Below are 12,352 nucleotides of genomic sequence, written 5' to 3'. Positions count from 1 at the left end.
TTTTCTCTAAATTTAACAGCAAGAGCAGGATGGAGGGTCTATCTTTGGAGGAGTAGCGATACCCTCTTCTGATATAACGCCGTCTTTATAAATGATGTATTTTCCAGATGGCCTTCCCTTTTTCATCATAATTTCTGAACTAAGTTGACCCTTATCATTCCAGGTAGTGGCTTTACCATGCTCTAAGTTATTTTTATAAGTCAATTCTTGAAGTAACTGACCATCTTCTCTCCACTCCCTGAGCTTGCCTTGAAGGAGTCCTTTAGAGTAATATGCCTCAGATGCGATAGAACCTGAGGCATACTTATAGACCTCCTTACCGTGCTTCAAACCATCTTTATAGAAAGTCTCAAGAGACATTCCATTTTCTATAGTCTCCGTTTGAAGTCCGTCTTTCATATTAGTCTTTTTTGGATAGACATTCGTGCAGGCTATCAGCCATGTTACGGATCAGAGTGAAGTAAAGCTCTGGACCGTCCTTGATCGAAGCACCAAGCGGGTCAAGAACCCCTGTGTTTGCTGGAGTTCCCTCTATCACTGTAGAAACAAGCTTCGGCTCGAATTGAGGCTCAGAAAAGACACAGTGAGCGTTTAATTCATTAATCTTCTCTTTCAGCTCTCTAATGCGGTTAGCTCCTGGAACAACCTCAGGAGAGACCGTTATAGATCCAACTGCGCTCATACCAAATCGCTGCTCAAAATATTGATAGGCATCATGAAATACAACATAGCCTTTACCTTTTTCAGATTCAAGTTTCTTAGAAACTTCATCCATAAGCTGGTCTAGCTTAGTAATCATTTTGTTAGAGTTTGCTTCATATTTTGAAGCATTAACTGGATCAAGCTCAATTAGCGCTAGCTTGATTTCATTAACCAAAACTTTGGCATTTTCTGGATCAAGCCAAACGTGGACATCAAACTCACCATGTCCATGATCATCATGTCCTTCGTGCTCATCATGGTCATCATGTCCTTCGTGCTCATCATGGTCATCATGTCCTTCGTGCTCATCATGGTCATCATGTCCTTCGTGCTCATCATGGTCATCATGTCCTTCGTGCTCATCATGGTCATCATTTCCTTCGTGCTCATCATGGTCATCATTTCCTTCGTGCTCATCGTGGTCATCATGTCCTTCGTGCTCATCATGGTCATCATGTCCTTCGTGCTCATCATGGTCATCATGTCCTTCGTGCTCATCATGGTCATCATGCGCGTGAGCATCAAACATTCCACCTTCACGCATTTTTATTTTTTTAAGTTTACTTGAATCAATCAGTTCAACTACATGGGCCTTAGTTGCAATTGCCTCAAGAGGCTGCTCTAAAAAAGACTCCAATTCATGACCCATCCAGAAAACCAGGTCAGCGTCCTCAAGCTGTCTAGCTTGTGAAGGTCTTAATGAGTAGGTATGTGGTGAAGCAGAGCCCTGGACAATTAGATCCGGCCTACCAATACCGTCCATGACTCCAGAGACCAATGAATGGACTGGCTTAACAGATGCAACGACATTAATTTCAGCATTTGCAGTAAATGAAAGGCCTGAAATTAAGGCAGATGTGAGGAAAATTGATTTTAAATGATTCATTATTTTCATTTCATAGTTGACAATCTTGCAATGTTATCAGGAAACAAAATATATTGCAATAATATTGCAATCATAATATATAATTGCATTTTCTTTTAGCAAATTGATTGAAATATCAAAAGTTAGAAATGACACAACTAAACGAGCCTCTTATATCACTTAATAAAGCAGGTATTTATAGATCTGATCGGTGGCTAGTGCGTGATGTTTCGTTGACCCTAGGGTCGGGTGAAATTCTTACATTGATTGGGCCGAATGGCTCTGGAAAATCAACAACAGCAAAAATGGCTCTTGGCATTCTTAAACCTGATGAGGGTTCAGCTAAAAGACGAAAAAAATTGAAGATTCGTTATGTCCCTCAGAAGGTTTCTATAGATTGGACTGTGCCTTTAAAAGTAAGGCGTTTGATGAGCCTTACAGGCCATGTTACTAAAGAGGAGGCTGATCGAGCTATGAATCTTACGGGAACTTTGCATTTAGCTAACTCAGAGGTTAGGACTCTCTCAGGCGGCGAATTTCAAAGAGTATTACTTGCTAGAGCTATAGCTTTTAAGCCAGAGCTATTGGTTCTTGATGAGCCTGTTCAAGGTGTTGACTTTAGTGGTGAGATTGAAATGTATGAGCTTATTAAAAAGATTCGTGATGAACTGCAGTGCGGAGTTCTTCTCATCTCACACGATTTACATATAGTCATGGCAGCGACAGACCGCGTGATTTGTCTCAACGGTCATGTCTGTTGCAGCGGCACGCCAATGAAAGTTGCTGTCAGCAAGGAATACAAGGATCTTTTTGGAGCGCGAGCAGCTTCAGGACTTGCTCTCTATGAGCACCAACATGACCACCAACATCTTTCAAATGGAAGTATCAATCCTGAAAACAATCCCCTTACTTTTGTAAATCGGATTAACAATTCAAACCAAAATACAGAAGGCGATAAACATGATGGATGATTTTTTTAGTCGAGCAATAATTGCTGGAGTCGGTGTTGCTATAGTGGCTGGACCGCTTGGTTGTTACATTGTTTGGAGACGGCTTGCCTATTTCGGTGATACGCTCTCACATGCAGCTCTTTTAGGCATAGCGTTAGCTTTACTTTTTCAGGTGAACATCACATTAAGTGTTTTCTTGGTATCTGTATTTGTCTCTCTTGCACTTTTAATTTTGCAACGAAGAGTCACCCTATCTGCTGATGCATTACTCGGCCTTCTTGCCCATTCAGCTCTAGCGTTTGGCATGGTGGCATTAAGCTTTATGACATGGGTCAGAGTTGACCTGATGGGCTTTCTGTTTGGGGACATACTAGCAGTTACTCCCTTTGATATTGCCGTCATTTGGGGCGGCGGTTTATTGGTTTTAATTGTATTGGCCATATTCTGGAGATCATTATTTGCCGCCACGGTAAACCTTGAGCTTGCTCAAGCAGAAGGCATGAGACCAGAACAAGCCAATATTATCTTTATGCTATTGATGGCAGCAGTGATCGCTATTTCTATGAAAATCGTTGGAGTTTTACTGATCACTTCAATGCTTATTTTTCCTGCAGCAATTGCACGACGTTTCGCAAGCGGACCCGAACAGATGGCATTGATAGCAGCTCTGATTGGAGTCATAGCGGTATTTGGAGGTCTTTTTGGTTCGCTTCAATGGGATACCCCAGCAGGGCCTAGTATCGTTGTCGCCGCATCAATATTTTTTATCATTACAGTTTTACCGACCGCCATTATTGAAATAGTGAAAAGTATTCGTTTTAACAAAGTTAAAAACGAGTAAATAGATTGATATATTTTTAAGTAGATTGAGGAAATAATTTATGACAAAGCTTCTACCTGTAACTGTTCTATCCGGTTTTCTTGGTGCTGGAAAGACAACAGTTCTTAGCCATATTCTTAATAACCGTGAGGGAAAAAAGGTGGCTGTTATCGTTAATGATATGAGCGAAATCAATATTGATGCAGAAATGATTAAGAGTGAAGTGTCGCTCAGTCATAAAGAAGAAAAATTAATAGAAATGAGTAACGGTTGTATCTGTTGCACGCTTCGAGAGGATCTACTTCTAGAGGTAAATAAACTTGCCAAAGAAGGTAAGTTTGACTATCTTGTAATTGAATCAACTGGCATTTCAGAGCCTTTACCCGTAGCAGAAACTTTTACCTTTGCAGATGAAGATGGTAACTCACTATCTGAAGTCGCAAAATTGGACACAATGGTCACAGTCGTTGATGCTGTTAATTTTCTAAAGGATTATGATGAAGCAAAATATTTACAAGAGTCTGGAGAATCTCTCGGTGAGGATGATGAGAGAAGTGTTGCAGATTTATTGATCGATCAAATCGAGTTCGCCGATGTACTCCTGATCAGTAAAACTGATTTAGTGAAGAAGTCGGATATTGATAGGCTGATTGCTATTCTCAAAACTCTCAATACAAACGCTCGAATCCTGCCCATAAGTCAAGGTAAAGTCTCAGTCAACGAGGTGCTCAGCACAGGTCTATTTAACTTTGAGCGTGCCCAGCAAGCTCCAGGCTGGCTTAAAGAGATGCAAGGAGAACACGTTCCTGAAACTGAAGAATATGGAATCAGTAGCTTCAGCTATCTGGCACGGCGCCCCTTCGATCCAGAGCGGTTTTTTAAGTTTCTTCATGACACTGAAAAATTTGGAAAACTAATTCGCTCTAAGGGCTACTTTTGGCTCTGCACTAGACCAGCCTATGTGTGGGAATGGAATCAAGCAGGAGGAATCGCACATTACGGATTTGCAGGAACTTTCTGGAAATCTGTTCCTCAAAAAAATTGGCCCACAGATGAAGGATCCCTAGATGCGATCAATAAGAACTGGGAGGGTCCGTTTGGTGACATGCGACAAGAATTGGTATTTATAGGTCAAAAGCTAGACAAGGAAAGTATGACCGAGGCCTTAAATGATTGCTTATTATCAGAAGAGGATGTGCTCAAAGGAAAAGAGCACTGGGTGACTTTAGATGATCCTTTTCCAGCATGGAGGGATAGCGAATGAGTTCAATCCTTGATTCGTCAATGTCAAACACATCATTAGCACGGAGCATTGTAGGAACAGATCCTGAAGTCTTAAAAGATATTTACATAGAGGATATAAATATAGTGACCTGGCAACGCAAACTTTCTCATTTAATAGCCGATGCCTCTGAAAGCGTTATATATTCGAATCCAGCTCTACAAATATCTCAAATCGTTACTCCTCAAGATGCCTACTCTTCTGTCAATGAATTGCTCGGAGGATCGAAAATGTCTGAACTCTTGAGTGAGGATATTTCAGAACTGGTCGATATGTTTTGCTGCTTGTTTGGTCTTAATCGTACTGGCTTGAGACTATCTGTTTTGAATAGTGCGATGTGTCCTAAGTTCCATGTAGATCGAGTCCCATGCAGACTCATAACTACTTATCATGGGATTGCCACTGAATGGCTGCCTCACCACGCTGCTGATCGCTCCAAATTAGGTCACGGAAGCAAAGGCATGCCAGATGATCAGTCGGGACTTTTTAATACTTTAGAGGACATACAGCAACTACACCAGGGAGAGGTAGCTCTACTTAAGGGAGAATCCTGGGAAGGCAATCAAGGGGCTGGCCTTATTCATCGATCCCCTCAATTGATTGATCAAACAAATCGACTTATTCTAACACTTGATTTTATTGATGAATAAAACTCCCATGAAAATATCAAAAGAAATTTGAATAACTATCTTTGAAACTCTCGAAGATATTGATGAGAAATAATTTTACCGTCTTCAATTTTAGCTATAAACATCACAGTTGAATCTAGGGCGTTTGGCTCTATTACGTTATGAGTACCTACTATAACCTCATCATTTTCATAACAGCATAAAAAATCTACAGCTTGGAAATTAGTGTCTTTGCACCAATCTATAGTCTCTTTTTTGTCTAGTTTAAAATTGAATCTATCATTTACCCAGATAAAGTCATTTGATAAAACATCAGACATACTATTTACATCTTTATCATTGACAGCCTTAATCCAAGTATCACTATAAGTTTTAAAATTTACTGACATTATTATTTCCATTAATTTTTAATTACTTAAATTATAGTTTAGATTTACCCTCTCTCTTAATAACAAATCAAACGAAATTTGACCTACAAAAGAATCGTCATAGAAAATTCTTCTAATTACCTTAGATAGTTTAGTAGATAAACCTCATATTTTTAATAAGCGTGCTTTCAAAAAAATAATGATTAAAATCTTACTTTTTTAAAAGTAATCTTTGCAAATAAAACTAGAAGAAAGAAAACAAAATGAATTTAAATTTTTTTAAGAAAACAAGAATTTTTGATGGAGGCATGGGTCAAGAATTGCTAGCAAGAGGTATGAAGCCTAATGGAACTTTATGGAGTGCTAACGCCTTGCTTCAAGAAAAGTATCATCAACTTTTACTTGAAACGCATTTAGATTTTATAAACGCTGGTGCTGAAATTATTGTAACTGCTACATTTACAACAAGAAGGCTGAGGCTCAGAGATAATAATGTTGAAGATAAATTCGAATATTTAAATACTAAGGCAGGTGAGATTGCAAAAAAAGCTAAGGATTTAAATCCTCATATTTTAGTTGCAGGAGGATTGCCGCCTCAATACTTAACTTATGATTCAGATACAAGGTCTGATTCTGAGATTAAAGAAAATTTTTATGAACAAGCAAAACTATTAAACCCTTTTGTTGATTTTTTTTATTTCGATGTTTTAGGCAGTGTTAGAGAGATTCAGTTAGCTATTGAAGCTATAAAGACTTTAAACAAACCTTACTTAATAGGCGCCCATATTTCTGAGGGTGTTAAGCTACCTAGTGGTGAAAAAATTTCAGATATTATTCATAAAATTAATCATCAAAACCTTTTAGGATTGATGCTTTCATGTGTATCACCTGAAAATTTCGAGCAAAATTTAGATGAAATAAAAAATTTAGGCGTACCTTTTGGTTTTAAGCTAAATGGATTTGTAACAACTAAACCTAAAGATGGCTATACAAATACTTTTAATAAAAGTACATCAGGAAATCCAAACGAATTCTTAGGAAGCAGAGAAGACCTAACTCCAGCAAAAATGTCAGAGTTTGTAAAAACTTTTAAAGAGGCAGGAGCAACCATTTTGGGTGGGTGTTGTGAAACAAGGCCTGCTCATATAAGAGAGATGGCTAAACTTAAGTAAGTTTGAGATATACACACCCTACCTCACATATCAAACGAAATTTGGACTTTAGTCCATGTTGAATTATAATTCAAATATGAAAAAACTAGTGCTACTTCTAATACTAATCTCTAGCCTTTCAGCTTATACAGACGATACTCCAGTCAAAGAAACTGCTGCTAGTATTACAATTGAGAGACTTCAATCAACAGATTGTGAAAGCAAAGATATTACTGAAGAACTTGAAAGACATATGAAGGAGGGATTTGGTCACCTGGTCAAAGGAAGTGATTCATATAAAGCGATAAGCTCATTAGTGGAGCCTATGTTAAGAGAGCTTGTATGCAGACCAATAGACAAAGGAATAGAAGCTTCTCAAGAATTGATGAATGAATTATTGAGTCAATAGCGCTCATCTATTTTTTCCTTGCCCTCACACATCCTACAAAGTTTGGCCTTTAATTTGTGTTGACTTATAATCCCTATATGCAAAAAGATAATAATGGCTTTAAAAATGGCATTGAAACTTGCTGGCATCCTTCAGGTAAAAAATCCTCAGAAGGCCTTTGGGTTGATGGAAGCAAACAAGGGAAATGGCTTGAATGGTATGAGAATGGTCAACTCAAAAGTAAAGAGTCATTTAAAAACAATGTTTGGCATGGAAACCATATCTATTGGCATGAAAATGGTCAAAAAATGAGAGAGAGTATAGATGTTGATGGTCTCTATGAAGGGAGATGGATCTCATGGCATGATAACGGACAAAAATGCGAGGAAGGGTTGTATCGGAAAGAAAAAAAGAATGGCACTTGGACCAAGTGGGATGAAAGTGGAAATAAAATATTCGAGGGCAATTACAAAGACGGAGAATTAATTTAGCATTTTTTTGTAGAATACTGTTTTAAAGATGGAGGAATTTAAGGGTATAACAATAATAACAAAATATTCTTTAAATTAATTAAATAATTAGGGGTTAAGAGATGAGAATTGAAGAAGATATAAAGCTTGATTATAACAATGTTCTAATTAGACCTAAACGAAGCACATTAGGCTCTCGCAAGGAAGTTGACTTAGAACGAGGCTTTAAATTTCGAAATTATCAGGGCGAGACAATAGACGATTATAGGCATTACAGAGGCGTTCCTATCATGGCCTCTAATATGGATGGCGTGGGAACATTTGATATGGCAGACACCCTTGCCAAACAAAAAATATTTACCTGTCTTGTTAAAACATTACAGGTAGACGAATTAGTTGATTACTTTAATGCAGATCATGATTTCAGAAGAGAGCATGTTGCAATGAGTATTGGGATTACAGACAATGATTCTGAAAAATTTAAAGAGGTATACAATCAAGTCGATAAAGGCAATCTAAAGTATGTTTGTATTGACGTAGCAAATGGATACAGCGAGCGATTTAGTAACTTTGTTAGAAAATTTAGAAAGCAGTATCCATACATGGTAATCATTGCTGGTAATGTAGTTACTGGCGAAATGACTGAAGAGCTAATTTTAAATGGTGCTGACATTGTCAAAGTTGGAATCGGGCCTGGTAGCGTTTGCACAACGCGCATTCAAACCGGGATTGGCTACCCTCAATTATCAGCAGTCATAGAGTGTGCCGATGCGGCTCATGGACTGGGCGGACACATTATTGCCGATGGCGGCTGCGCGACTCCTGGTGACGTCGTAAAAGCATTTGCTGGAGGAGCCGACTATGTGATGCTAGGTGGAATGTTAGCTGGCCACGACGAAGGCGGAGGCAAAGTTGTTACTAAAGAGTACCTTACAAAAGAAGTTGGCGTGACCGAAGAAAAATCATTTATTCAGTTTTATGGCATGAGTTCAGATGCGGCAAATGTTAAGCACTTTGGCGGCCTAAAGGATTACAGAAGTTCAGAGGGACGAGAAGTATTAGTTCCCTATCGAGGAGAAGTGTCTAATACAATTCAAGACATCTTAGGAGGTATAAGGAGTTCTTGCACATATGCAGGAGCCCAGAGACTGAAACACTTAATGAGATGCGCAACGTTCATTCGATGCTATGATACTCATAACAGAGTTTATGAGAATAATTAAGGTAGACCTCTCTTTTAAGGAAACTTTCATTTAATCTCAAATCATAATAACTCCAAATAAGACCACTTATTGAGTAATCAAACTTCAAAATTTGAATACTTATAATTTATATAAGTTCTTTTCATGTGTAAAAACTTTATAGATTTTAATTTTTTTATTTACTTGTTTGTTTCATATAGTGGAACAATGTACTAATATTTGGGCAAAATTGATTTATATGATTACATCTTGATGTATACTAAATCTCGATTAGTATTTTTCAAGAATATGAAATCAATAAAGTAAGTTTGGTAACGCCAATCATTTACTTTAAAAAATATAAACTTAACTGAAGTCAAAACCTTTTGGCTTCTTTTTTTTAACTAAGCATCTAAATGGGTGCAAAGGAGAAAATATGAAAAAATATCTATCAGGAATACTGGTAGCAGCAACATTGTTCTCGCCAATATCAGTAGCTGAGCCTACTGAAGTGCATTTCTGGCATGCCTTTACTGGTCGCCTTGGAGAGCTCGTTGCAGCCCAAGTTAATGATTTTAACGCAAGCCAAAGCGACTATAAAGTCGTTCAAACTCACAAGGGTAACTACTCTGAAACTCTTAACTCAGGTATTGCAGCATTCCGTGCGAATGAACAGCCACATATCCTTATGGTTTTTGAAGTTGGAACTGCGACTATGATGGCTGCCCGTGGAGCGGTACGTCCAATGCATGAAGTGATGGAACTTAGTGGTGCAGAATTTGACCAAGATGCATATATTGGTGCGGTCAAAGGATACTACACATCTACAGAGGGTGACATGTTATCACTTCCTTTCAACGCGTCAACGCCAGTTCTATGGGTAAACCGCGACGCAATGGCAGCAGCAGGTGTTGATCCAGATACTGATCTATCTACTTGGCAGAGTGTTGGAACAGCTTTAACTGCTTTGAAAGCTGGTGGTGAAGAATGCCCACTTGTAACTGCTTGGCAGAGCTGGATTCACCTTGAAAACTTCTCAGCCTACCATGACGTGCCTTTTGCAACTAAGGATAATGGCTTCGCAGGCCTAGATACGGAGTTGACTTTAAATGGTCCAGCTCAGGTAGCTCACCTTTCAGCAATGGGGCAATGGGCTAAAGATGGTAAGTTCATTTATACTGGACGTAGAAATGAAGGTGGAGCAAACTTCCGTGCTGGTGAATGTGCATTATTTACCGAAAGTTCAGCTGGATATGCTGGTATTAAAAAAGAAGCTGAATTCGACTTTGAAGTTCGCCCATTACCTTACTGGAAAGGTGTTGGAAACAGCCCTCAAAATACAATCATTGGTGGTGCTTCATTATGGGTAATGGAAGGACATAGTGATGCTGAATATAAGGGTGCTGGTGAATTCTTGAGCTACTTGTCATCAACTGATGTTCAAGCACAGTGGCATCAAGACACAGGCTACTTACCAATTACGGTTGCGGCTGGAGATGCAACACGTGCATCTGGCTTCTACGCTGAAAATCTTGGCACAGAAGTTGCTGTAATTCAGATGACGGCAAATAAGCCAACGGCGAACTCTAACGGTTTACGTCTTGGATCCTATGACCAGATTCGTGGTCTGATTGATGAGGAACTTGAAGCTATTTGGTCTGGTGATAAATCAGCCCAAGAAGCGATGGATAGCGCAAAAGAGCGTGGTGATGCTTTACTACGCCGCTTTGAGTCAGCAAATCGTTAAGACTTAAAAAAAGGCAGGCCTTCTTAAGGCCTGCCTACTTTAAAATACTTGAGTATGAATCAACGCGTTACATTTCGTGGCTGGTGGTTGCCCATTTTATTAATTGCTCCGCAAGTCATTATTTCTGCTGTTTTCTTTTTCTATCCTGCCGGTCAAGCGATTTGGCAGTCACTTTTTATCCCTGACCCTTTTGGGCTATCTTCAGTCTTTGTCGGTCTAGGTAATTTTGAATTTCTTTTTAGTGATAAATTTTATCGTGCATCCTTTATAACCACTGCGGTATTCTCAATTCTTGTAACACTATGCTCAATGATTCCAGCACTATTTCTTGCTGTGATGGCAGATCGACTAATCAAGGGATCCGGAACCTATCGTACAATGCTCATTTGGCCTTACGCTGTAGCTCCAGCTATTGCAGGTGTTTTATGGTTATTCATGTTCAACACACGTGTAGGGGTTGTTTCGTGGTACCTTGGACAGCTTGGATATGATTGGAATCATGTTTTGAATGGTGGTGAAGCCATGGGTCTTGTCGTTATAGCGTCGGCTTGGGGACGCATTAGTTACAACTTTCTATTCTTTTTAGCCGCACTTCAAGCTGTTCCTCGATCTGTAATTGAAGCAGCTGCAATTGATGGGGCTAGGTTTTGGAAACGTTTTTGGACAGTTGTTCTACCTCTCTTATCGCCAACTGCATTTTTCTTATTGGTGGTCAATATCGTTTACTCATTCTTTGAAACTTTTGGTGTAATTCATACAATTACATCCGGTGGACCTCAGCAGTCAACAACCATATTAGTCTATAAAGTATTTGCTGATGGTTTTGTGGGTCAAGATCTTGGCTCGTCTGCAGCACAATCAGTTGTCTTGTTGTTTGTGGTCGGTCTACTGACTGTCATTCAATTTAAATATATTGAAAAGAAGGTGCACTACTGATGAGCAAAAATATTAATGGCATGGTTGAAAAAAGAGGCTCAGGTTTATGGCTAACTCATGTTTTTATGATTATAGGTGTTCTGATTATCTTCTTTCCAATTTGGCTAGCCTTCGTTGCCTCAACGGTTACTCAACCTGAAATCGTAAAACCACCAATGCCCCTATGGCCTGGTGATCAATTTTGGGAGAATTACTCAAAAGCGCTTTTCTCTGGTGTAAATGTTCCTGTATCAACTATGCTAGTGAATAGTTTTGTGATGGCAATTAGTATAGCAATTGGTAAGATTATTATCTCGCTTCTGTCTGCTTTTGCAATTGTATATTTTCGCTTTCCAGGTAGAATTTTTTTCTTTTGGATGATCTTTTTAACTTTAATGCTACCTGTTGAAGTTCGCATTGTTCCTACCTATGAAGTTGTAGCAAGTTTTGGCATGCTTAATAGTTATAGCGGTCTCATTTTTCCATTAATTGCTTCAGCTACTGCAACATTCTTATTTCGACAATTTTTCCTCACTATTCCGGATGAGTTGGCTGAAGCCTCAAGAGTTGATGGCGCCAGTCCAATGAGATTCTTTTGGGATATTGTCTTGCCAATGAGTAGGACAAACATTGCAGCATTATTTGTAATCTTATTTATTTATGGTTGGAATCAATATCTGTGGCCTTTACTAATAACAACAGAGCCCGAAATGAATACTATTGTGATGGGTATTAAACAAATGTTTCCATCAGGTGATGACGTGGCTGATTGGCCCGTGATTATGGCTACTTCAATCCTTGCAATGATTCCACCTGTAATCGTTGTAGTTGGAATGCAGAAACTATTTATCAGAGGCCTGGTAGACAGTGAGAAATAGAATATA

At 38.9% G+C, this 12,352-nt stretch carries 14 protein-coding genes; 11 read left to right on the top strand and 3 right to left on the bottom strand.

Annotation, left to right across the window (positions count from 1 at the left end; all coding sequences use genetic code 11):
* Positions 1-12: 12 nt before the first annotated feature.
* Positions 13-399 (bottom strand): toxin-antitoxin system YwqK family antitoxin, encoded by a 387-nt coding sequence (locus ACMAZA_RS03485; RefSeq protein ID WP_435190065.1) that lies wholly within the window; start codon positions 397-399, stop codon positions 13-15.
* 1 nt (position 400) lies between these two features.
* Positions 401-1,588 carry a metal ABC transporter solute-binding protein, Zn/Mn family gene (locus ACMAZA_RS03480; RefSeq protein ID WP_435190063.1) on the bottom strand — a complete coding sequence of 396 codons (1,188 nt, stop codon included), beginning with the start codon at positions 1,586-1,588 and terminating at the stop codon, positions 401-403.
* 128 nt (positions 1,589-1,716) lie between these two features.
* On the opposite strand from ACMAZA_RS03480, the gene ACMAZA_RS03475 reads away from it, so the two are divergent.
* Genes ACMAZA_RS03475 through ACMAZA_RS03460 form a run of 4 tightly spaced genes read left to right on the top strand, consistent with a single transcriptional unit; the run spans position 1,717 to position 5,269 of the window.
* The gene (locus ACMAZA_RS03475; protein WP_435190061.1) at positions 1,717-2,538 is read left to right on the top strand and encodes an ATP-binding cassette domain-containing protein; all 822 of its coding nucleotides are present in this window, start codon (positions 1,717-1,719) and stop codon (positions 2,536-2,538) included.
* The gene (locus ACMAZA_RS03470) at positions 2,528-3,358 is read left to right on the top strand and encodes a metal ABC transporter permease (RefSeq protein WP_435190059.1); all 831 of its coding nucleotides are present in this window, start codon (positions 2,528-2,530) and stop codon (positions 3,356-3,358) included. The genes ACMAZA_RS03475 and ACMAZA_RS03470 overlap by 11 nt, the downstream gene beginning before the upstream one ends.
* Before the next feature lie 40 nt (positions 3,359-3,398).
* Entirely contained in the window at positions 3,399-4,601 is a 1,203-nt protein-coding gene (gene zigA / locus ACMAZA_RS03465) for a zinc metallochaperone GTPase ZigA (RefSeq protein WP_435190057.1), read from the top strand.
* The gene (locus tag ACMAZA_RS03460; protein ID WP_435190055.1) at positions 4,598-5,269 is read left to right on the top strand and encodes a DUF1826 domain-containing protein; all 672 of its coding nucleotides are present in this window, start codon (positions 4,598-4,600) and stop codon (positions 5,267-5,269) included. The genes zigA and ACMAZA_RS03460 overlap by 4 nt, the downstream gene beginning before the upstream one ends.
* 35 nt (positions 5,270-5,304) lie before the next feature.
* Here ACMAZA_RS03460 and ACMAZA_RS03455 read toward each other — a convergent pair whose 3' ends face one another.
* Entirely contained in the window at positions 5,305-5,637 is a 333-nt protein-coding gene (locus ACMAZA_RS03455) for a hypothetical protein (protein ID WP_435190053.1), read from the bottom strand.
* 242 nt (positions 5,638-5,879) lie between these two features.
* Between ACMAZA_RS03455 and ACMAZA_RS03450 the strand changes: the two genes are divergently transcribed.
* From ACMAZA_RS03450 to ugpE, 7 genes are all read left to right on the top strand, one after another.
* Positions 5,880-6,788, top strand: a complete 909-nt coding sequence (locus ACMAZA_RS03450) for a homocysteine S-methyltransferase family protein (RefSeq protein WP_435190051.1) — start codon at positions 5,880-5,882, stop codon at positions 6,786-6,788.
* Between the two features lie 76 nt (positions 6,789-6,864).
* Positions 6,865-7,176 (top strand): hypothetical protein, encoded by a 312-nt coding sequence (locus ACMAZA_RS03445; protein WP_435190049.1) that lies wholly within the window; start codon positions 6,865-6,867, stop codon positions 7,174-7,176.
* Between the two features lie 77 nt (positions 7,177-7,253).
* Positions 7,254-7,646 carry a hypothetical protein gene (locus ACMAZA_RS03440; RefSeq protein ID WP_435190048.1) on the top strand — a complete coding sequence of 131 codons (393 nt, stop codon included), beginning with the start codon at positions 7,254-7,256 and terminating at the stop codon, positions 7,644-7,646.
* Positions 7,647-7,747: 101 nt separating this feature from the next.
* Positions 7,748-8,848 (top strand): GMP reductase, encoded by a 1,101-nt coding sequence (locus ACMAZA_RS03435; RefSeq protein WP_435190046.1) that lies wholly within the window; start codon positions 7,748-7,750, stop codon positions 8,846-8,848.
* Positions 8,849-9,242: 394 nt separating this feature from the next.
* Entirely contained in the window at positions 9,243-10,553 is a 1,311-nt protein-coding gene (gene ugpB / locus ACMAZA_RS03430) for a sn-glycerol-3-phosphate ABC transporter substrate-binding protein UgpB (RefSeq protein ID WP_435190044.1), read from the top strand.
* A 54-nt stretch (positions 10,554-10,607) separates the two neighbouring features.
* A complete protein-coding gene (gene ugpA, locus ACMAZA_RS03425) occupies positions 10,608-11,489 on the top strand; it encodes a sn-glycerol-3-phosphate ABC transporter permease UgpA (RefSeq protein WP_435190042.1) in 882 nt (293 codons plus the stop codon).
* 20 nt (positions 11,490-11,509) lie between these two features.
* Positions 11,510-12,346, top strand: a complete 837-nt coding sequence (gene ugpE / locus ACMAZA_RS03420; RefSeq protein ID WP_435190463.1) for a sn-glycerol-3-phosphate ABC transporter permease UgpE — start codon at positions 11,510-11,512, stop codon at positions 12,344-12,346.
* Positions 12,347-12,352 lie beyond the last annotated feature (6 nt).

This window comes from Pseudothioglobus sp. nBUS_23 (genome assembly GCF_051201565.1).
Classification (GTDB): domain Bacteria; phylum Pseudomonadota; class Gammaproteobacteria; order PS1; family Pseudothioglobaceae; genus Pseudothioglobus.
This window is presented reverse-complemented; position numbering and strand designations above follow the sequence as displayed.